At 62.1% G+C, this 21,573-nt stretch carries 16 protein-coding genes; 6 read left to right on the forward strand and 10 right to left on the reverse strand.

The window, feature by feature from the left end; translation table 11 throughout:
• Window positions 1-240: 240 nt before the first annotated feature.
• The gene (locus CAF70_RS02225; protein ID WP_256573239.1) at window positions 241-2,187 is read left to right on the forward strand and encodes a BCCT family transporter; all 1,947 of its coding nucleotides are present in this window, start codon (window positions 241-243) and stop codon (window positions 2,185-2,187) included.
• Between the two features lie 123 nt (window positions 2,188-2,310).
• Window positions 2,311-6,963: a DUF6543 domain-containing protein gene (locus CAF70_RS02230; RefSeq protein WP_085621700.1), complete on the forward strand. Its 4,653-nt coding sequence runs from the start codon at window positions 2,311-2,313 to the stop codon at window positions 6,961-6,963.
• Between the two features lie 77 nt (window positions 6,964-7,040).
• On the opposite strand, the gene CAF70_RS02235 is transcribed toward CAF70_RS02230, so the two are convergent.
• From CAF70_RS02235 to gpmI, 5 genes are all read right to left on the reverse strand, one after another.
• Window positions 7,041-8,444 carry a trypsin-like peptidase domain-containing protein gene (locus CAF70_RS02235; protein ID WP_085621701.1) on the reverse strand — a complete coding sequence of 468 codons (1,404 nt, stop codon included), beginning with the start codon at window positions 8,442-8,444 and terminating at the stop codon, window positions 7,041-7,043.
• A gap of 78 nt (window positions 8,445-8,522) precedes the next feature.
• Window positions 8,523-9,290, reverse strand: a complete 768-nt coding sequence (locus tag CAF70_RS02240) for a divergent polysaccharide deacetylase family protein (RefSeq protein WP_085621702.1) — start codon at window positions 9,288-9,290, stop codon at window positions 8,523-8,525.
• 8 nt (window positions 9,291-9,298) lie between these two features.
• Window positions 9,299-10,615 (reverse strand): S41 family peptidase, encoded by a 1,317-nt coding sequence (locus CAF70_RS02245; protein ID WP_085621703.1) that lies wholly within the window; start codon window positions 10,613-10,615, stop codon window positions 9,299-9,301.
• A 77-nt stretch (window positions 10,616-10,692) separates the two neighbouring features.
• Entirely contained in the window at window positions 10,693-11,997 is a 1,305-nt protein-coding gene (locus CAF70_RS02250) for a murein hydrolase activator EnvC (RefSeq protein WP_085621704.1), read from the reverse strand.
• 230 nt (window positions 11,998-12,227) lie between these two features.
• Window positions 12,228-13,763 carry a 2,3-bisphosphoglycerate-independent phosphoglycerate mutase gene (gpmI, locus tag CAF70_RS02255; protein ID WP_085621705.1) on the reverse strand — a complete coding sequence of 512 codons (1,536 nt, stop codon included), beginning with the start codon at window positions 13,761-13,763 and terminating at the stop codon, window positions 12,228-12,230.
• A gap of 207 nt (window positions 13,764-13,970) precedes the next feature.
• Here gpmI and CAF70_RS02260 point away from each other — a divergent pair, with 207 nt between their 5' ends.
• Genes CAF70_RS02260 through secB form a run of 3 tightly spaced genes read left to right on the forward strand, consistent with a single transcriptional unit; the run spans window position 13,971 to window position 15,165 of the window.
• On the forward strand, window positions 13,971-14,384 hold the full coding sequence (locus CAF70_RS02260; protein ID WP_003259887.1) for a rhodanese-like domain-containing protein: 414 nt from the start codon (window positions 13,971-13,973) through the stop codon (window positions 14,382-14,384).
• 1 nt (window position 14,385) lies between these two features.
• Entirely contained in the window at window positions 14,386-14,640 is a 255-nt protein-coding gene (gene grxC / locus CAF70_RS02265; RefSeq protein WP_003249204.1) for a glutaredoxin 3, read from the forward strand.
• A 39-nt stretch (window positions 14,641-14,679) separates the two neighbouring features.
• Window positions 14,680-15,165: a protein-export chaperone SecB gene (gene secB, locus CAF70_RS02270; RefSeq protein WP_013974581.1), complete on the forward strand. Its 486-nt coding sequence runs from the start codon at window positions 14,680-14,682 to the stop codon at window positions 15,163-15,165.
• Window positions 15,166-15,316: 151 nt separating this feature from the next.
• Here secB and trmL read toward each other — a convergent pair whose 3' ends face one another.
• Window positions 15,317-15,778: a tRNA (uridine(34)/cytosine(34)/5-carboxymethylaminomethyluridine(34)-2'-O)-methyltransferase TrmL gene (gene trmL / locus CAF70_RS02275; protein ID WP_025340939.1), complete on the reverse strand. Its 462-nt coding sequence runs from the start codon at window positions 15,776-15,778 to the stop codon at window positions 15,317-15,319.
• Between trmL and CAF70_RS02280 the strand changes: the two genes are divergently transcribed.
• Window positions 15,777-16,214, forward strand: coding sequence for a hypothetical protein (locus CAF70_RS02280; protein ID WP_085621706.1), 438 nt, complete (start codon window positions 15,777-15,779; stop codon window positions 16,212-16,214). The genes trmL and CAF70_RS02280 overlap by 2 nt on opposite strands.
• Before the next feature lie 381 nt (window positions 16,215-16,595).
• On the opposite strand, the gene ntrC is transcribed toward CAF70_RS02280, so the two are convergent.
• The 4 genes from ntrC to glnA all read right to left on the reverse strand — a co-directional run bounded on the left by ntrC (window position 16,596) and on the right by glnA (window position 21,448).
• The gene (gene ntrC / locus CAF70_RS02285; RefSeq protein ID WP_003249213.1) at window positions 16,596-18,032 is read right to left on the reverse strand and encodes a nitrogen regulation protein NR(I); all 1,437 of its coding nucleotides are present in this window, start codon (window positions 18,030-18,032) and stop codon (window positions 16,596-16,598) included.
• Window positions 18,029-19,114 carry a nitrogen regulation protein NR(II) gene (gene glnL, locus CAF70_RS02290; RefSeq protein ID WP_063912033.1) on the reverse strand — a complete coding sequence of 362 codons (1,086 nt, stop codon included), beginning with the start codon at window positions 19,112-19,114 and terminating at the stop codon, window positions 18,029-18,031. The genes ntrC and glnL overlap by 4 nt, the downstream gene beginning before the upstream one ends.
• 307 nt (window positions 19,115-19,421) lie before the next feature.
• The gene (locus tag CAF70_RS02295) at window positions 19,422-19,724 is read right to left on the reverse strand and encodes a hypothetical protein (protein ID WP_143491505.1); all 303 of its coding nucleotides are present in this window, start codon (window positions 19,722-19,724) and stop codon (window positions 19,422-19,424) included.
• A 317-nt stretch (window positions 19,725-20,041) separates the two neighbouring features.
• Complete coding sequence (gene glnA, locus CAF70_RS02300; RefSeq protein WP_025340936.1) at window positions 20,042-21,448, reverse strand: type I glutamate--ammonia ligase; 1,407 nt, start codon at window positions 21,446-21,448, stop codon at window positions 20,042-20,044.
• Window positions 21,449-21,573: the final 125 nt, after the last annotated feature.

Consider the following 21,573-nt stretch of genomic DNA (forward strand, 5'->3'; position numbering starts at 1 on the left):
GCGCACCTCGGCTGAGGCGTGGCATTTTCAGCAGGCCACCTGTCTGTTTTTTGCAACGTATCGATTCGGGATCACGGTTTCCAAGGGTGCTTTTATAACACCTGATGCAGTGGGGATATTCCACCAATTGCTCGGGAAAGACTGATTAGCCTCCACAGCTGCACTGCCCGGAGCATTCGTGCAATGAGTTCTGCCTCACTTACCAACCCTCCGGCCGAGAGGGTACGGGTCAACCGCGTGGTGTTCTTCACCTCCGCGCTGATGATCCTCGTTCTGACTGCCTTGCTTATCGCTGTACCCGAAACCGCCGGCCAGGTGCTGGGCGTGGCCCAGAAATGGCTGACCCGCACCTTTGGCTGGTACTACATGCTGGTAATCGGCGGTTACCTGCTGTTCGTCATCTACCTGGCCTTCTCCGACTACGGCAAGCTCAAGCTTGGCGGCAAGGATGACCAGCCCGATTTCAGCTATGGCGCCTGGGCCGGCATGCTGTTCTCCTCCGGTATCGGTATTTCGCTGCTGTACTTTGGCGCCTCCGAACCGCTGGACCACTACTTCAACCCACCGGAAGGCACCTCTGCCAGCCTCGACGCCGCGCGCCAGGGCCTGCAGCTGACCTTCCTGCACTGGGGCCTGCACGGCTGGGCGATCTACGCCCTGGTCGGCCTGGCCGTGGGTTACTTCGCCTACCGTCATAACCAGCCGCTGGCCCTGCGCTCGGCGTTGTACCCGCTGGTAGGCGAGCGTTGGGTCAAGGGTGCCGCCGGCAACGCCGTGGACATCTTCGGCATGTTCGTCACCCTGCTGGGCCTGGTGACCAACCTGGGCATCGGCTCGATGCAGGTGGCCTCCGGCCTGGAATACCTGTTCGGCATGGACCACAGCAAGACCAACCTGCTGGTGGTGATCCTGGTCATGGCCGGCGTGGCCACCGTGGCGGCGGTGTCGGGTGTGGAAAACGGCATTCGCCGCTTGTCCAACCTGAACATCGTGTTGTTCAGCGGCCTGTTGATCTTCGTCCTGCTGGGCGGCGAAACCCTGCACCTGCTCAATGCCTTCGTGCAGAACATCGGCGACTACCTCAACGGCATCGTGCTGAAAACCTTCGACCTCTACGTATATGAAGGCGAAGCCGGCAAGTCCGAGCGCTGGCTGGGCCTGTGGACCGTGTTCTACTGGGCCTGGTGGATTTCCTGGGGCCCGTTCGTCGGCATGTTCATTGCCCGTATCTCCAAGGGCCGCACCGTGCGTCAACTGGTCAGCGGCGTGTTGCTGATCCCGCTGGGCTTTACCCTGGCCTGGTTGTCAATCTTCGGCAACACGGCGCTGGACCTGGTAATCAACCAGGGCGCGGTGGAACTGGGCAAGACTGCGCTGGAACAGCCGTCGATGTCGATCTACCAGCTGTTGGAATATTTCCCGGCTGCCAAGATCGTGATCGGTGTGGCGGTGTTCGTCGGCTTCGTCCTGTTCCTCACCCCGGCCGACTCTGGCGCGGTGATGATGGCCAACCTCTCCTGCAAGGGCGGCAAGGTGGACGAAGACGCCCCGCACTGGATGGTGGTGTTCTGGTCGGTGGTCATCACCCTGGTCACCATCGGCCTGCTGTTCGCCGGTAACTTCGAGGCCATGCAGACCATGGTGGTACTGGCGGGGCTGCCGTTCTCGGTGGTGCTGGTGCTGTTCATGTTCGGCCTGTACAAGGCGATGAAACAGGACGTGGTGGTCGAGCAGGAGCGTGCCGAGCTGGCCGCCCGTGGCCGTCGCGGCTTCAGTGAGCGCCTGACCCAGCTGGAACTGCAGCCGACCCAGGCCGTGGTACAGCGGTTCATGGACCGGCATGTCAGCCCGGCGCTTAAAGAGGCCGCCGCGCAGTTGCAGACCCTGGGCTTCGAGGTGGAAACCCGTGTTGGCCAGTCGCGCAACATGATGGGCCTGCGGGTGATGATGGAAGAGGGCAACCCGTTCGTCTACGAAGTGAGCCTGGACGGCTACCTGGCGGCGCCGAGCGAAGCACCGGTGGAAGGTGAGCCGGAAGTCCGTCAGCGCTTCTATCGAGCCGAGGTGTACTTGCACGATGGTAGCCAGGAGTACGATCTGATGGGCTTTGCACCGGAGCAGATCGTGCGTGACGTGCTGGACCAGTTCGAAAGCCACCGCCAGTTACTGGGGCGTGTATACAGCTGATACTGGTGAATTGAAGAAAAGGCCTTGCCCGAAAGAGCAAGGCCTTTTTTTTGAGCAATATGTAGTGCGGGTAACGGGCCTGCTTGCCACAGCCTACCGTTTTTCGAGGCGGAGGCACCCAGCATGACCCGTAACCAGGTTCCAGTCTTTGATTTCAGGCAGGCCGTTGCCAGGCAGTTCGACGATCGGCCGACCCTGCGCCAGGTCGCCAGTGCACAGCTGCTGCGCGTGTTGCTGGCAGAATTGCCATGGTTGGCCTACGTTACCCCTGCCCTGACAACGGCTGACCCGCTGACGCTGGACAGCCCGGAGCCCTACACCAACTATTGGACCACCGGCCCCTTGGTGGACCGGGTTCTGCAAGCCTTGCTCGACCCGCAGCCGCTGAGTCTCGAGCCACTGGCTGATGGCCGCCATTTCAACCTCGGGTTGACTGGCGGCTATCGTTTCGCCGGCTCGACGAGTGATTTCGATACCCGTCAGTTGTCAGGCTTGTCATCCGCCCTCAATCAGCTGGTAGAGGAGCTTCCACAACGTTTCTGCGAGGCCCAGCTCGAGTATTGGCGGGGCACGGGCAACGCAGCAGTCAGTCGCGACAGCTGGTTGCAGTTGCTGCTCAAGACCGCCCTGCTGCGCGGGCTGCCCTTGCAAGGACTGGATCCGCAGGAGCAGGCGTGTATCCGTGGGCTGCTGCACGGCGGTGACGACCAGCCCCCGGTGTACGTCGTCCAGACGCATCTGACCAGTGCGTCACTGCAGTATGCCCAGATGCAATGCCAGATGCTGATTTGTGGTGAGTGGGACGAGCGCGAGGTTGTCCTGTGGTGCGCGCCTTCGGGCGCGGTGCGCAGCTTCGATTCGTTGACTGCGTTTGGCCTGGCGTTGCGTGACGAACTGGCGCAAGCCTATGCCTTCGAACAAATGAGTTGGCAACGTCATCCGGCCCAAGGCAACGTTTTCGCCCAGCAGGTCTCGCTCTTGCTCGAGACGCTGTTTCAGAGAATCGAGCAAGCCCGCTATTGCGAAATCAAAGACGTTTCGGCCCTTGAGCAGCGTTTCGCCCAACTGAGCGATCCTTCGCCCTGGTTCGAGGCCTACCAGGACGAAACCCCGGCAGTACAACCACCTCCGGGTTTGCGGGATAGCCATGCACGGGACAGCTTTGCGTGCAGGGCTGCGTTGCTGCAGATCGCGCTATATCAACTCGACTCGGGCGGCATCGCGGCACTGGATGGCATTCAGCCGTTGACCGATTACGCTCGCCGGCGGCTGATTGCACAAATCCGCGAGGACCATGCGGCTGACATCTCACCGGATGAGCTGATGTTCGACCTTTACCTCGCCCGCGGGGTGCCGGGAGGGGCGGCAACAGGTGCTGGCGGTGGTGAGCCGCTCGCTTTCGCTGGCAGCAAGACGCTCACCGAGTTCGCCATCGGTAACCTCGCCTCCCTCAAGGGGGCGAGCATCAAGCGGGTTTACCTTCGCAGCGGCGGGGATGTGCCGGCATGGTTGAATGCCGAGTCAGCCAAGGCACTGGTCACCAAGGTGGATATCGGAAGCCACTATCCAGCCTATGTCGCCGCGCAGCTGGACGATCCGGCCACTCGCGCGGACCGGGTCAGGCGGTTGGGTGGGGAATGGCGTGCCGCTCTGCTCGCCAGTGCGATCACTGCCAAGCTTGACGCAAAGGTCACAGAGCCTGGGCTGCAATGCGTGGTCGACTTCTGTGCCGGTCATGTCGACCCGAGCACGCCGCGAATGATGTTGATTCCGTTGGCGTTCAAGCGCAGCGCAACCTCTGCGAAAACGGACGAAGTCCGGTGCATGTACATTCTGTACTGCGCAGAACCCTCGCTGGTACTGCTTTACCGCCCTTTGTTCAGCCAGGACACGCTTCGTGAATATGCCAGCCTGTCGGCCTTGCTCGAACATGTGCGCGAGTCGGTGATCCTGCAGGACAGCATTCTCGACTGGATGGATCCGAGCGTCCGGTCGGTATATGACCATGGTGGTTTCAGCGAACCCCACATCAGGGTTATCGGCATCGACCCCTACGTCAATCCCACACGCCCGGCACCGGCCCAGCTGGCCATCACCTATTGGCGTAACAACATCGACGAGAAGTTTTACGGGGCGAACCGCGATCTGCTGGTAAGTGTCGCCGAAGAGCAGTCTGTATCCAATGCCGAGAGCCGCTGGCAGACCCTGTGCGAGGGCGCATGGCTATTGTTCGATGTCGTGACCTTGGCGCTTCGTGGGCCGGTGGCATCCGTGGCCTGGCTGGTACAACTGCTGGCTTCCTTGGAGCACGACCTTGACGCCCTTGAGCGCGACGATGAGTTTGATCGTGCGGCTGCCGCTGCCGATCTGATGCTGAATTTGAGCATGGTGTTGTTGCATGCCAGGCAACCCCGACGCAAAGTTCCCAGCCATGAACTGCCTGGCGCGGCAGCTGTGGAAGGGCCTGCGCCGCAGCGCGGGGCCTTTGCCGAGGTTACTGTCGCCCCGGTGGAGCAGGCGCAGGTTGCTGGTGAAGCGCTGCCCAGCAGCTGGCTTGATTTTAGCTGGCGTGGCCAGAGTGGCTTCAACTGGTTGCCACACGCCCAGCGCAAAGCCCTGCTGGCCATGCGTTCCAGTGTGTCGCTCAATGGCATCAAACCGTTGGGTGACGGAAACATGGAGGGCTTGTACCGCATCGACGACAACTATTACGTGGCTTTGGCTGGTGACGTCTACCGCGTGGAGCAGTTGCCAGGTGGTGTGCGGGTGGTCGGCTCCAAAGGAACCCCAGGGCCCTGGCTGAGTTTTACCGATAGCGTCTGGCGGGTTGATACGACACTTCGTCTGGCCGGTGGTATGCCGCAAAACTCTGCCCGCGCCCGGCTGGCAAAGCGCTTCCGCGAATTGCATCAGAAAATCAACCAGCTAGATCAACAGGTCAACCGGGCAAGAGAGCAATTCGGCAGCATGGCCGCGAAATCGCTCGACTCGAAGAAAAAGCTCGACGCTTTGAAGGCGCTCAGAGCCAAGGCAGCCGCAACCCAATCGTCGCTGCCGGAGGGAGACGAAGCTGCCCGTTTGAGAGCTCTGCTGCAGCGCTACGATGAGCGCATAACCGCTCTGGAGGTGGATAGCCTCCAGCAGAGGGACCGGGCGATACAGCAGTTGGAGGCCGCTGTCAGCGCTGAAAGGGCAACACTCCCTTTACTGGCGACCATCAAAGAACCCAAATATGCCAACGAGCGGCAGAAGGGCAACTGGGATGATGTGCTTCCACAATACGAGACAACTGCACGGGAGGGACTTATCCGCAATAGCGACTTCATCATCGATGAGCTCTGGGACCTGGTGGATTACCCCAAATTGGTCGAAATGCAAAAGGCTCTGGATGGGCAGCCAGTCGCCGAAGTCGCTGAGCTGTATCAGACGTTCCGCCTCAGGCTGGAAAAGGTTGTCGGCCTGCAGGAGCGCATACTCGTAGGGTTCGAGGATCTCGACCAGTTGTTGGCTGATACTGCAGACGATTTCGCGATCAGCGGTATCTCGGATGAACCTGTGCGTACCGTTGCGCAACTGATTGCCCGGCGCAACGTCTCCACGGTTCAGCTGCGTTTCCACCAGGTATTGAACCTGGCTGACCTGGCCTTGCACCTTGACAGTGAGTCCGGGCAAAACGTGCTTGCCGGTTACAGGGAGGAGCTGGCCAGCCTGAGTCTGCGCAACGCCGCTGAAGCTCATGGCGAGCTGGACTTCGCCAACCTGTCGGCGCAGGACCGGATCGTCATCCTGCAGGAAGCCTGGGATGAATACAGTGCTGCGCTGCTCGACAGCGACCGTATTCGCAAGGAAGGCGGGGTGTTGATCGAGCCGACGATGATCGATCGCTACCGCGAGCATCTCGGCAAGCTCAAGCTGGATGCGGGCAGCCGTCTGGTCGAGGCGGCTCGGGAGCAGGATGACCCCAGCGTGCCTGCCAGGTCTTCGCCTTACAAGGCGTCCAGCGCGACGCAGCGGCTAGTGCGCAATGCTCAGGGCCAGCTAATGATCGGAACCGAGATCGAAGTGCAGGGGCAGCGCCTGCTCGAGGTGCGTGAGGCGGTCAGCGAAACCGTGCTGGCCACGTTCGAACGAATAGAGGGCGAGTGGCGCCAGCGCGAGGCTGAGCAGCCTTCGGCGGCTGACGAAGCGCCCCCAAGTGACCTGGCCATGTGGGTGCAGTCACTGCTGGACGAGAGCAATGCGTTGCGGGTGAAGGCCAAGTCGTATGTCGACAACGATATCAAGGGTACCTTGCTCGCTCGTTTGTTCGACCAACAGCTGGGCAAACTGGATCAGGCAGCAAGCACGCTGCGTGATGCCGGTGGCAACGACACGCTGCTCAGGACCCTGGAGCGCGAGGCGGATGCTTTGGCTGCGGAGAAAGAGCTCCAACTCACCACCCTATATACCGACACCCATTATCCCTCCGCTGAAGCCTTGCGCTTCCTGCACGCAAAGAAGCTGATCACGGTTGAATACAATGAGCGGCGTACCATGCAGGATGGTAGTGCGTTTGACGAATATCGGGTGCTGCGCCTGCCAAGCAAACGAAATCTGTGGGCTGCGCATTTCCATTTCCGCTCGCCTGACGACTTCGCCGAGGATTTCCTTACCGGCCACCTCAAGACCTGGAGCCAACGTCGCATGAGCAGCCGCCTCGCTGCGAGCGCAGGGCAGCGGCTCCACCGGGGCAGGCTGACGCTGGAGCAAGCGCGGGGGATCATTCCGTTCCATTGACCGGCCCGGTAACAAGACGGGAGCCGGCCTGCCGAACCTGGCATTCATGCCCGGGTACGGCAGGCTCGGGCAGCCTGTTACGGTGCCACGGCTTGAACCAGATCCGTACGGAACTCGGAACTCTGCCCAATCACATCGATGGCGACGCTGCATAGCTTCAAGGGCAGGGCCGAACCCGGGAGATCGCGGCTTTGTGCGCGCAACAGGCGATAGCCTGACGGATCATTGCAATCTGTCGTTGCCGGTGCACCACGTTTTACCCGGTAGAACACCACATCAGGATCGCGCAACCAACTGATCCGGGCGCCACCGTCAGGCAAGTGTTCAGTCATCACCTGAGCCAAGGGTTTGCCAGGTGGTAGCAGCTCCACCTTGATGCTCAGGCTATTGGCCATGAGCGCACGAGAAGGTAACTGCTCTGGCGACTGTACGCCGACCAGGCACAAGTAGTGAGTACCGGGCTCGGGGCCGATCGGGTCGTTGATCATGGCTTCGCTTGAAGGGAGGGTGCCGCTGTAGCCAACCGGGTCTTCGCATGCGAGTGCGTCTGTGCTGGTTTTGTAGCGGTAGCGCGGTGTATCGATCAGGAACTGGAAGCCCCAGCGCGCAGGCTCGAGGGGCTCATCGGCCAAGCCTCGGTCCTTGGTCAGTGTTTTGAAGCTGTTGCCCTGCGGCTCGAGTTGAAAGCCCGGCAGCAACTGGCAATCTTCCAGATCGAGGTCTGCACGGCCTGCACTGAAGCAGCCATGAAGGCGTTGGACCGGGATTGCACCGACCTCGTTGTCATGCAGGCTGTTGGCAATGCTGACCAGGCGATTGCTGGCGGTGTCGATGACCGGGCTGCCGGAGGCCCCCTCATCCAGGCCTTGGCAATCGTTACGCCTGACGTTGCGCCACACCCAGTTGCCGACACTGGATGTACTGTGGAAGCGCTCCGTGCAGGTGGACAAGCGCAGGCCTTTGCCGATTGAGCTGGGTTCGCCGATTACCTGAACCGCGCTGCCCGATGCCGCGGAGCGGCCCAGCTTGAGTGGCGTGATGCCTTGTGCCAGCAGCTCCTCAAGGGTGGCCTCCAGTTCCAGAAGCGCCAGGTCGGCACCTTGCAGGCTGCTCCATACCGTTCGTTTCAACGGCACGGTGTGGTGCTGGTCTTGTGTATAGACAAAATAATTGAAGGCAATGCTGCCGGTAATCGGCTGGTCGACAATGACCTTGCCATTGACACCGCCAGCGCAGTGGCCGGCTGTCAGTATGTAGGCCGGCCCACTTGTACCGTGGGTGTCATCACGGCTGTCCAGCAAGGTGCCGATGCAATGTCGGTTTTTCCAGATCAGCCGGCCAACGCCTGTCCACTGCGAGTTCTGGCCAGCGCTGTTGTGCAGGGCAAGTGGTGCTGCGGGAGGAGGCGTGGTGTCGTTGGCATTGGCCAGGTTGCTGAAGAGTGTCAGGCCCAGTGTGGCCAGGAGTAAGGGGTTATGCATGTCGTACCTCCATGGGATGGAGGACGAAGGGTGAAGGTGCTACCGATGCGCTTGGCGGTACATAGTTGAAGGGCCTGCTCAGCGGTTGCTGTAGCGGCCATGCTTGCCATGTGCCGGCATTGCCTGGTTACTCCGCTCGGCGATCATCTGCGACAGCTTGATCAAGATGACACCTTGGCCGTTGAGCCGTGGCAGTTCGCGCTCCAGCACTTCCAGCGTCTGCGGGTAAGGATGCCCGATCAGCACTGCCGAGCCTTGCTTGCGGGCCGTGGCAATGGCTTGCTGAAACTGCTGCGTAATCGCCTCGGTGGTGCGCACGTCGTCAAGGAACACATCGCGCGAAACGTGGGCCAGGCCGATGCGCTGGGCTTCGGCTGCGGCCACGGTGGCGGCGCTGGTGCGGCTGTCGACGAAGAACAGATGGCGCCGCTGCAATTCGCCCATCAGCCAGTCCATGGGTTCGCGCTGCGCGGTCATGCGGCTGCCCATGTGGTTGTTGATGCCGGCGGCGTAGGGCACCTTGAGCAAGGCGCTGTCCAGGCGCCTGGCCAGCTCCTCGATGGGTAGGCCAGGATGCCAGGCATAGGGCCCGGTGGCCGGGTCCATGGGCATGTGCAGGATTACCGTCTTGCCGGCCTTGTGTGCCTGGCGAGCGAAGTCGGTGGCATGTGGGGTATCAGGCATGATCGCCATGGTCACCGGCCCGGGCAGGGCCAGGGTGCGGCTGTCACGCTCGGGGCTCTGGCCCAGGTCGTCGATGATGATGCTCATGTAGGCCTTGCCGGCCGGCGCCGCTTGCGCGACCCCGGCCAACAGGCAGAACAACAGACACAGCAGATAACGCATGGGGTGGGTCAGTCGCCCTTGGTGATGTTCAGGCCCTTGAGCAGGCTCAGGGCCTGGCTCAGCTGGAAGTCGTCATCCTGTGGACGCTCCTTGCGCTTGCCGCTGCCGGTCGGGCGGTCGGCGCCGCCGTTGCCGTTGCCCAGGTGGCCCTGCAGGTCGGCTTCCTTGAAGTTGTCGGTGTCGGCTTCGGCGGTGAGCTTGGCCGGGCGCACTTCGATGTCGGGGACGATGCCCTGGGCCTGGATCGAGCGGCCATTAGGGGTGAAGTACAGCGCGGTGGTGAGCTTCAGCGCACGGTCGTTGGCCAGTGGCAGCACGGTCTGCACCGAGCCTTTGCCGAAGCTGTCGGTACCCATCAGCACCGCGCGTTTCTGGTCTTGCAGGGCGCCGGCGACAATTTCCGAGGCCGAGGCGCTGCCGCCGTTGATCAGCACTACCAGTGGCACGCCGGCGCTGGCGTCGGCCGGGTCGGCCGAGAAGCGCAGCTCGGAGTTGGCGATGCGGCCCTTGGTGTAGACGATCAGGCCCTTGGTCAGGAAGTGGTCGGCCACTTCCACCGCCGACTGCAGCACGCCACCGGGGTTGTTGCGCAGGTCCAGTACCACACCACGCAGCTTCTTGCCGTTGTCCTTGCGCAGCTTGGCCAGGGCCTTGCCGACTTCGTCGCCGGTCTTGACCTGGAACTGGGTGATACGGATGTAGCCGTAGTCGTTCTCCAGCAGCTGGCTCTTCACGCTCTTGACCTGGATGACCGCACGGGCAAGGGTCACGTCGAAGGGGTTGCCGCCGTCACGTACCAGGGTCAGGGTGATTTTCTCGCCGACCTTGCCGCGCATCTTGTCGACCGCTTCGGTCATGGTCTGGCCACGGGTCGGGGCGCCGTTGATCTTGACGATCAGGTCGCCTGCCTGCACGCCGGCACGCGAGGCCGGGGTGTCATCGATCGGCGAGACCACCTTGATGAAGCCGTCCTCCTGGCCCACTTCGATGCCCAGCCCGCCGAACTCGCCGCTGGTGCTTTCCTGCAGTTCCTGGAAGTCCTCGGGGCCGAGGTAGGCCGAGTGCGGGTCCAGGTTGCTGAGCATGCCCTTGATGGCATTTTCCAGCAGGGTCTTGTCATCCACCGGCTCCACATAGGCCGCCTTGATGCGGTCCATGACTTCGGCGAAGGTGCGCAGCTCTTCAAGCGGCAGTGGCGCCTTGGCGGTCACCTCGGTGGCCGCTACTGCGGCCGGCTTGGCCGGCTCTGCGGCAATGGCCAGGGGCGCGCCGATCGCCAGGGCGATGGACAGGGCCAGCTGGGTGAGACGAGGCGAGTGCAGCATGTCGAACGAACTCCTGATCCTGTAAGCGCTCCCTGGGGAGCATCGGGGCAGCCCGTGGCTACCCCGTAGAAATTTGACTAGCCCCGGCACCACTGTGAAGGGTCGGTAGGCCGGCCCTGCTGGCGGATGGCGAAATACAAGCCGGCAGCGTCCTGGCCGCCGCTGTCGCCAACGGTGGAAATGGCTTCGCCGGCCTTGACGATATCACCGGCGCTCTTGAGCAGGCTCTGGTTATGGCCGTACAGGCTCAGGTAACCGTTGCCATGGTCGAGAATGACCAGAAGCCCGGCACCGCGCAACCAGTCGGCGAACACGACGCGCCCGCCATGCACGGCTCGTACCTGGGTGCCGGGGTTGGCGCTGATCATCACCCCGTCCCACTTGGCACGTGCATCGCTGCCACGGGCATCACCGAAGCGTGCCAGCAATCGACCATTGACTGGCCAGGGAAGTTTTCCCCGAGCGGCAGAAAATGCGCCACCGTAGCTGACGCCATCGCTGGAAACCATCGGGCCCAGGGTGGTGCGGGCCTTTTTCGGTGGTTCCACCGGTTCGCGGGCCTGTTCGCGGGCGGCAGCGGCGGCCAGGGCTTCCTGCTGGCGTCGTTTTTCCGCTTCCTGCTGGGCCAGCAGGGCCTTCTTGCGCGCTTCTTCGGCCTCGCGGGCCTGGCGGGCGAGGGTTTCCTCGATGGTCTTGAGAACTTTGGACAGGTCGGCCTGGTCCTGCTCGCGCGATTGCAGCTTCTGGTCGCGGTCCTTCATGTCGCTGTTGAGCTTGGCCAGTACCTGCTGGCGCTTGCCCCGCTCGGTTTCCAGAGCCTGTCGGCGGCTGTCGAGGTCGGCGCGCTGGGCCAGCAACTGTTGCTGCTGGGTGGCGATTTCCTGTTCGACGTTGGCCAACTGGCGCAGGGTCTCGTTGAAGGTGCGCAGTTGCTCCAGGCGCGCCTTGCTCAGGTAGTCGTAGTAGGTGAGGGTACGGGCGAACTTTTCGGGGTTCTGCTGGTTGAGCAGCAGCTTGAGGTATTCCTCACGGCCGTTCTGGTAGGCCGAGCGGGCCTGGATGGCGATCAGTCGCTGTTGTTCAACGCGGGCGCTCTGGAGTTTTTTTTTCTCGGAATCAAGGCGCTCCAGCTCGCCCTCGGTCTTTTTTAGTTCTTGCTGCAGGGCCTCCACCTGCTTTTCGAGGTTGCCGATATCGGTCTCGGTGGCTTTGAGGTCCTTTTGCACACCGGCCTTTTCTTCCTGGAGCTTGCCCAGCGTCTTCTTGAGCTCGGCAATGTCCTGGCGGGTGGCGTCCAGTTGCTGCTGGGTCTGCGCACGCTCATCGGCAAAGGCCGGGCTGAGCAGGCAAGACAGGGCTAGGAGGATCAGGGCGCGAAGCATGGGGTTTGGCGTACCAAGGATGGAGACTGGCCTAGTATGCCCGCGCGGGCGGGCAAAAAAAACGCCTCGCTGCGGGTGCAGAGGGGCGTTTGTCTGGAATTCATGTGTTATTGGGGCTGCGCTGCAGCCCTTCGCGGGCACGCCCGCTCCCACAAAAGCAGGCTGTACCGCCGATCCTGTGGGAGCGGGCGTGCCCGCGAAGGGCCGCAGAGCGGCCCCAATACACAGAATCAGGGGTCAACCAGGATGGATGTGCCGGTCATTTCCACCGGCTTCTCCAGCCCCAGCAGCTTCAGCATGGTCGGCGCCACATCAGCCAGCACACCGCCATCCCGCACTTTCACATTGCGCTTGCCCACATAAATGAACGGTACCGGCTCGGTGGTGTGCGCGGTGTGCGCCTGGCCAGTGCACTCGTCTTCCATCTGCTCGACGTTGCCGTGGTCAGCCGTGATCAGCGCTTCGCCGCCGACTTTGTCCAAGGCTTCAACGATGCGGCCAACGCAGGTATCCAGGGCTTCGACGGCCTTGACCGCAGCTTCGAACACGCCAGTGTGGCCAACCATGTCGCCATTGGCGTAGTTGACCACGATCACGTCATAACGCTGCTGCTCGATGGCCTCGATGATGCGGTCGGTCACTTCCGGTGCGCTCATTTCCGGCTGCAGGTCGTAGGTGGCGACTTTCGGCGACGGAATCAGGATGCGCTCTTCGCCTTCGAACGGTTCCTCGCGGCCACCGGAGAAGAAGAAAGTGACGTGGGCGTACTTCTCGGTTTCGGCGATGCGCAGCTGGGTCTTGCCGTTTTTCGCCAGGTACTCGCCCAGTACGTTGTTCAGGCTGGCCGGGGCGAAGGCGGCGGGGGCCGGGATTTTCGCCGAGTACTGGGTCAGGCCGATGTAGGCGGCCAGTTTTGGCAGGCGGGCACGCGGGAATTCGTTGAAGTCGGCTTCGACGAACACGCGCGAAAGTTCGCGAGCGCGGTCGGCGCGGAAGTTCATGAAAATCACCGCGTCGCCGTCTTCGACCTTGACGGCTTCACCGATGCGCGTGGCCTTGACGAACTCGTCGCTCTCGTCGCGGGCATAGGCCGCTTCCAGGCCGGCCAGGGCGGTGTCGGCGGTGTATTCGGCAGCGCTGTCGACGATCAGGTTATAGGCGGCGCTGACGCGGTCCCAGCGGTTGTCGCGGTCCATGGCGTAGTAGCGGCCGATCAGGCTGGCGATGCGGCCCTTGCCCAGCCTGGCGAAGGTGGCGTCGAGCAGTTCGATGGACGACTGCGCGCTGCGTGGCGGCGTGTCGCGGCCGTCGAGGAAGGCGTGCAGATAGATCTTCTGCGCACCGCGCTGAGCGGCCAGTTCGGCCATGGCCACCAGGTGGTCCTGGTGGCTGTGTACGCCGCCATCGGACAGCAGGCCGAGGATGTGCACGGCCTTGCCGGCACTGGCTGCCTTGTCTACCGAACCGGTGAGCACCGGGTTCTCGAAGAACTCGCCGTCGCGGATGGCCTTGGTCACCCGGGTGAAATCCTGGTACACCACGCGACCGGCGCCGAGGTTCATGTGACCGACTTCGGAGTTGCCCATCTGCCCGTCCGGCAGGCCGACATCCATGCCAGAACCGGAAATGAGGCCATGCGGCTGGCTGGCGCGCAGGCGGTCATAGACCGGTGTGTTGGCGGCATAGATGGCGTTGTATTCGGGGCTTTCGCTGTGGCCGAAGCCATCCAGGATGATCAGGACCAGGGGTTTGGGCGTACTCGTCATCAATCAAACTCACGGTTGTTCAAAGATGATAAAGACACGCATTTTAGGGCAAATGCGCCACCGACGGCGAATATTCGTCCCATTCCCCCGACCGGCGTGCACGTGCCAGCAATGTGCAGATGGCTTTGCCGCCGGCCCGCCGGGCTTTGGTGGCAATAAGGGGCTGTGTATACTGGCCGGCATTTTCAATCGCGTGGAACACCCCAGATGGTTGCTAACCTGATTCAATTTGCGACAAACCACTACATCCTGGTGGCGATCTTCGTTGTCTTGCTGGTCGCGCTGCTGGTCAACGAAATCCGTCGCGGTGGCCAGAGCCTGAGCAACGGCCAGCTGACTGCCCTGGTCAATGCCGAGAAAGCCCTGGTCATCGACATCCGCCCGACCAAGGAATATTCCGCCGGTCACATCGTCGGTGCGGTGAACATCCCGCAGGACAAGCTGGTCAACCGCATGAGCGAGCTGGACAAGCACAAAGAGAAGACCCTGATCGTCGTCGACTCGATGGGCCAGCAGTCCGGCACCATCTGCCGCGAGCTGCTCAAGGCTGGTTACAACGCCGCCAAACTGAGCGGTGGCGTTTCCAGCTGGAAAGCCGATAACCTGCCCCTGGTGAAGTGATATGAAGCCCGTCATCGTCTATTCCAGCGACTACTGCCCCTACTGCATGCGCGCCAAGTACCTGCTCGAGAGCAAGGGCGTGGCCTTCGAGGAGATCAAGGTCGACGGCAAGCCGCAGGTCCGCGCCGAAATGAGCCAGAAGGCCGGCCGTACATCGGTGCCGCAGATCTGGATCGGCAGCACCCATGTCGGTGGATGCGATGACCTCTACGCCCTGGAGCGCGCCGGCAAGCTCGACGCGCTGCTGGCGGCCTGATTTGCACTGCATTCAAAAACATTAGGATAAGGATCTGCCATGACTGACCAACAGACCAACGGCGCTGCTGCAGAAGACAACAGCCCTCAGTTCTCCATGCAGCGCATCTATGTGCGCGACCTGTCGTTCGAGGCCCCGAAAAGCCCGCAGATCTTCCGCCAGACCTGGGAGCCGAGCGTTGCCCTGGACCTGAACACCAAGCAGAAAGCCCTGGAAGGCGACTTCCACGAGGTGGTGCTGACCCTGTCGGTTACCGTCAAGAACGGTGACGAAGTGGCCTTCATCGCTGAAGTTCAGCAGGCCGGTATCTTCCTGATCAAGAATCTGGACGCGGCTTCGATGAGCCACACCCTGGGTGCGTTCTGCCCGAACATCCTGTTCCCGTACGCCCGCGAGACCCTGGACAGCCTGGTGACCCGCGGTTCGTTCCCGGCCCTGATGCTGTCGCCGGTCAACTTCGACGCCCTGTACGCGCAAGAGATGCAGCGCATGCAGGAAGCTGGCGAAGCGCCGACCGTTCAGTAATAGCTGCCGGTATCAGGAAAGCGCCTCTCGGGGCGCTTTTTTGTTGCCTGTGCCAGCCCTTTCGCGGGCTCGCCCGCTCCCACAGGGATCGCGCCGAACCCGAACCTGTGGGAGCGGGCGCGCCCGCGAAGAGGCCGGCACAGGCTATCGCTCAGCTCCCGGCAAACCCGTTCTGCCGCCACGCCTCATATACCGTCACCGCCACGGTATTGGACAGGTTCAGGCTGCGGCATCCAGGCCGCATCGGTAGGCGCAGGCGTTGTTCGGCCGGCAGGCTGTCCAGCACTTCGGTCGGCAAGCCACGGCTTTCCGGCCCGAACAGGAACGCATCCCCCGGCTGGTAGGCCACTTCGTGGAACGGGTGCGAGCCCTTGGTGGTGAAGGCGAACAGCCGTGGGTTGCCCAGGCTCTCCAGGCATCCGGCCAGGCTCTCGTGGCGCTTGAGCGTGGCATACTCGTGGTAATCCAGCCCCGCGCGGCGCAGGCGCTTGTCATCCAGTTCGAAGCTGATGGGTTCGATCAGGTGCAGGTCGCAGCCGCTGTTGGCGCACAGGCGAATGATGTTGCCGGTATTTGGCGGAATTTCTGGTTGAAAAAGGATGACGTGAAACATGCACGGCTCCAAGCGTGAAGATGACGGGCATTCTACCCCCGAACCGGACGTGCGTTCGAAGGCGTTCCCGCGGATGATGCTGTCGCTGGCTGTCGTCGGCTTGATGGTGGGGCTTATGATCGGCCGCCTGACCACGCCCGACGAGCGCGAGCTGCAGCAGGTGGAGGTGGTGCAGGATGGCCTGCAACTGTGGTTCAACGAGGAGCCCCAGCTGCATGGCGAGAATGTGGACGGCACTGTGGCGCTGCTGTTCCAGGCCCAGGGCAAGGCCCAGCAAGGGCAATTGAGCCTGCAAGGCAAGCCGGTGAGCTGGCGGGTGCAGAAGAGCAAGGAAGGTTTATTGCTGACGGTGGTCGCTGCGCGCCCCCTGCTGGGCGAATGGGCCGGTGCAGAGGACGCGGGGCGCTGGCGGGTGCAGGTGAAACTGCACGAATAAAAGAGGGGATGTCCCGGCCTGCCTGTACCGAGGTCCCCAAAACTGGCGGTGTTGCGAATAAAAGAGGGGTTCACCCGGCCTGCCTGTACCAGGGCCCCCGAAACTTGGGATGTATTAGCTATTGCAGGGGGCGTGCCAGTTTTGCCAGGCCCCGTGAATAGGGGCTTTGAGGGGAATCTGGCCGGGTTTTGAGGGGATTTGTGCCTTTGAGCGGTGCGTCAGGCACAGGAACGGTGCATCGGAAGGCTGAAACTTTGTCTGGCTCTTACAACGCATTCGCGGGTAAACCCGCTCCCACAGGGACGGCGCTAACCTTGAGGCTGGCGCTGTACTTGTGGGAGCGGGTTTACCCGCGAATGCGTCGGTGCAGGCGGTCAAGGATTAATGGTCGTCACCTTCCTCATCATCTCCCCCCGCCACGTTCATCCCCAACTCCTTGATCTTGCGCGTCAGGGTATTGCGCCCCCAACCCAGCAACAGCGCCGCATCACGCCGACGGCCAGCGGTGTGTTTGAGCGCGGTCTCGATCATGATCCGCTCGAAGCTCGGCACTGCGCTGTCCAGCAGGCTGGTCTGGCCGCGTGCCAACGCCTGGTCGGCCCACTGGCGCAGGGCCTGCTCCCAGTTGGTCACCGGCGCGGCGTCCTGTGGCAAGTTCAGCAGTTCGGGCGGTAGGTCACCGATCAGTACTTCGCGGCTGGAGGCCATCACGGTGATCCAGCGGCAGGTGTTCTCCATCTGCCGCACGTTGCCCGGCCACGGCAGGTTGCGGATGAATTCCTCGGTTTCCGGCTTGAGGATCTTCGGCTCGACCGCCAGTTCCTGAGCCGCGCGGGCAAGGAAGTGGCGGGCGAGGGCAGGGATATCCTCGCGCCGGTCGGCCAGCCGCGGAATGTGGATACGGATCACGTTCAGGCGGTGGAACAAGTCCTCGCGGAACTTGCCGGCCTGTACCAGCGACTCCAGGTTCTGGTGCGTTGCGGCGATGATGCGCACGTCGACCTTGACCGGCACGTGGCCGCCCACGCGATAGAACTCGCCATCGGCCAGTACCCGCAGCAAGCGGGTCTGGGTGTCGGCGGGCATGTCACCGATTTCGTCAAGGAACAGGGTGCCGCCGTCGGCCTGCTCGAAGCGCCCCCGGCGCAGGTTGGCGGCGCCGGTGAAGGCACCTTTCTCATGGCCGAACAGCTCGGACTCCATCAGGTCCTTGGGGATGGCGGCCATGTTCAGGGCAATGAACGGTGACGCCGCGCGCGGGCTATGGCGATGCAGGGCGTGGGCCACCAGCTCCTTGCCGGTGCCGGACTCGCCGTTGATCAGCACGGTGATGTTGGAGTGGCTGAGGCGGCCGATGGCGCGGAACACTTCCTGCATCGCCGGTGCTTCACCGATGATTTCCGGGGTGCGCGCCAGGTTCTGCGGCACATCCAGCCCTTGTTGCTCCTGGGCGTGCTGGTTGGCGCGCTTGACCAGCGAGACTGCCTCGTCCACATCGAACGGTTTGGGCAGGTACTCGAATGCACCGCCCTGGTACGACGCCACGGCGCTGTCCAGGTCGGAGTGGGCGGTCATGATGATGACCGGCAGGCGCGGGTGCTGCTCACGTATCTGTGCCAACAGGTCGAGGCCGCTGGTGCCCGGCATGCGGATATCGGAAATGATCACGTCCGGTTGCTGGCGTGCCAGGCGGCCCATCACGCCATCGGCGCTATCGAAGCTCTGGGTGGTCATGCCTTCCTGTTGCAGGGCTTTTTCCAGGACCCAGCGGATGGAGCGATCATCGTCGACGATCCATACGGTTTCACTTCGGCTCATGAGGCGGTGGCTCCTTGTTCCAGGGGCAGGTAGATCGAGAAGGCGGTGTGGCCGGCATGGCTTTCACACTCGATCAGGCCCTGGTGCTGGCTGATGATGTTCTGGGTAATGGCCAGGCCCAGCCCGGTACCGTCCGGGCGGCCGCTGACCATGGGATAGAAGAGGGTGTCCTGCAGCTCCGGCGGGATGCCCGGGCCGTTGTCGATGATCTCCACCCGCGCCACCAGGCGATGGCGTACGTGACCGATGGTGAACTGGCGCAGGGCGCGGCTGCGCAGGGTGATACGGCCCAGGCGCAGCTCGTTCTGCGAACTGATCGCCTGCATGGCGTTGCGCACGATGTTGAGCACGGCCTGGATCATCTGTTCGCGGTCGATCAACACGTCCGGCAGGCTGGGGTCGTAATCGCGCACCAAAGTGATGCAGCCCTGGCTTTCGGCCTCTACCAGGCTGCAGACCCGCTCCAGTACTTCGTGGATGTTGGTCATGGCCAGCGACGGCAGCTTGTTCGAACCGAGCATGCGGTCAACCAGGTTACGCAGGCGGTCGGCTTCCTCGATGATCACATTGGTGTAGTCGCGCAGGCCTTCGTCCGGCAGTTCGCGAGCCAGCAACTGGGCTGCGCCGCGGATGCCGCCGAGGGGGTTCTTGATTTCGTGGGCCAGGCCGCGCACCAGCATCTTGGTGGTTTCCTGCTTGCTCAGCTGGGCCTCCTCCTTGGTGATGCGCAACAGCCGGTCGCGCGGGTGCACCTCCAGCAGCAGCAGGGTCTGGCCCTGATGCAGGATCGGCGTTACCGCGTAGTCGACGGTGATGGCCTGCCCGGTCAGCGAGGTGAGCTGCGCTTCGCGCTTGGTGAACGGGTGCGCCTGCTCGACTGCCTGGCGCAGCGAGCTGAGCGCCTCGGTCGATTCGGTGAACAGTTCGCTGATGAACTGCCCGTGGCTGCGCTGACCACTGACAGCCAGCAGCATTTCCGCGGCAGGGTTCATGTACTCCAGGCGCAGCTCGGCGTTGAGCAGTAGCGTGGCGGTGGTCAGGTTGTCCAGAAGCAGACGGTGCTGCGCATCGCTGATGGTCATAAGGCGTCGTTGACCTCTTTTGGCGCGTGTCGACTATGGCTGTGGGCAGGGCCGGACGCGCTGTGGAATCCGCTGATGCAAGCAAAATGCAAGAAACAAACCAAGGCTCCGAAAAGAAGCGGATTTTCCCTATAAAAGCCTGGAATTGCGCAAATTCGGACCAGAATGCCCTGATAAATCGGTTCTTGTGACCTGTTTTGGGCGATGGCGGCGGAGATTGATGCCCTTTTGTGCACCAATATAGAGCATAGAAGAATCCCGAACCTGACGGGTGTCGAAGCGGGCAACAAGCTCCGCTATCAGCTTTTCAGCCTGCAGTAGGCGTGGCCATGCCTTGTTTCGGCGCAGGTTGCGGGCATTCTTCCGCTGGCGTGAAGGGCGCCACACCTCTGGCGCCGGCATAGAACACCAGGATTTCGGCGGAGGCCTCTGCAGTGCGTCCTCGATGCAGACCGCCTACGATCTCGGCCAAGGCATCGCCTGCGTTGAGCATTACCCGTATGCCAGCAGCGTTTTCGACTTCGATCTGGCCATCGAGCAGGTAGCCGGCGTTGGGCGCCAGGTGGCAATGCCAGTCCATGGTCGTGTGCGCAGGGATGCGGATTTTCATCAGTGACAGTTCGGGCCGGCCCGCCGGGTAATGCGTATAGGGCGTCTGGTCCCAGGCCACGCGTGTGCGCAGGAGGGTCTTAGCTTCTATCGAGGCCGCTTGCGGTGGGTTTTTGTCGCAACCTGTGATGAGCAAGGTAGTGAGCAGAAGTAGCGCAGTTCGCATGGCAATCCCCTCGTTACAGGAGAGTGGATTGTGCGCGCTCAACGTTGGCCTTGTTTGTAGGAAGCATCTGAATCGGTGGGACTTGAAACAAAAACGGCCTTCAGAAGAAGGCCGTTTCCGGTGAGCTGATCGGCGCAGGTGCGCTGATCAGATCAGCAGCTGTAGTACAGCTCGTATTCCAGCGGGTGAACGAAGGTGCGGACCTTGATTTCTTCTTCGCTCTTCAGCTCGATGAAGGCATCGATGAAGTCGTCGGAGAACACGCCGCCCTTGGTCAGGAACGCACGGCCTTTGTCCAGCTCTTCCAGAGCTTCCTTCAGGCTGCCGCAAACCTGCGGGATGTCCTTGGCCTCTTCAGGCGGCAGGTCGTACAGGTTCTTGTCGGCAGCATCGCCTGGGTGGATCTTGTTCTGGATACCGTCCAGGCCGGCCATCAGCAGGGCTGCGAAGGCCAGGTACGGGTTGGCCGATGGGTCCGGGAAGCGGGCTTCGATACGGCGGGCTTTCGGGCTGCCGACGTAAGGAATACGGATCGAGGCGGAGCGGTTGCGCGCCGAGTAGGCCAGCATTACCGGTGCTTCGAAGCCTGGGACCAGACGCTTGTAGGAGTTGGTCGACGGGTTGGTGAAGCCGTTCAGGGCCTTACCGTGCTTGATGATACCGCCGATGAAGTACAGGGCAGTGTCGGACAGGCCGGCATAGCCTTCACCCGAGAAGGTGTTCTTGCCGTCTTTCCAGATCGACATGTGCACGTGCATGCCCGAGCCGTTGTCGCCGTACAGGGGCTTCGGCATGAAGGTAGCGGTGCGGCCGTAGGCGTCGGCAACGTTGTGCACGACGTACTTCAGCGCCTGTACTTCGTCAGCCTTCTTCACCAGGGTGTTGAACTTGACGCCGATTTCGTTCTGGCCGGCAGTCGCCACTTCGTGGTGGTGAACTTCGACGGTCTGGCCCATTTCTTCCAGTGCGTTGCACATGGCAGTACGGATTTCGTGGTCGTGGTCGAACGGCGGAACCGGGAAGTAGCCGCCTTTCACGCCTGGACGGTGGCCTTTGTTGCCGCCTTCCACGTCAGCACCGGTCATCCACGAGCCTTGCTCGGAGAAGATCTTGAACATCGAGCCGGAGATGTCCGACTGGAACTTCACTTCGTCGAAGATGAAGAACTCTGGCTCGGGGCCTGCGAATACGGTGTCACCGATGCCGGTGCTCTTCAGGTACTCTTCGGCGCGTTTGGCGATGGCGCGTGGGTCGCGATCGTAGCCCTGCATGCTCGACGGGTCGACGATGTCGCAGGTGATGATCAGGGTTGGTTCTTCGGTGAACGGGTCCAGTACGGCAGTTTCGTCGACCGGCATCAGGATCATGTCGGATGCTTCGATGCCTTTCCAGCCAGCGATGGAGGAACCGTCGAACATCTTGCCGACTTCGAAGAAGTCGTCTTCCAGCGCATCACGCGACGGCATGGTCACGTGGTGCTGAATGCCTTTGGTGTCCGTGAAACGCAGATCAATCCACTTGACGTCATGATCTTTGATGAGTTGAACCGACTTCGACATGTTGTCCTCCGGATGGTCTAGAGCGCGGTGGGCCGCTGCCCTGGAAAAAGGGTGTTGCCGGGCGCGGATAGTCGGCCAAGCGTACCTGCCTCACAAGGGAGCAAATTGCATGCCAGTGCCCGAAA

Source organism: Pseudomonas sp. B19(2017) (assembly GCF_002113165.1).
Lineage (GTDB): Bacteria > Pseudomonadota > Gammaproteobacteria > Pseudomonadales > Pseudomonadaceae > Aquipseudomonas.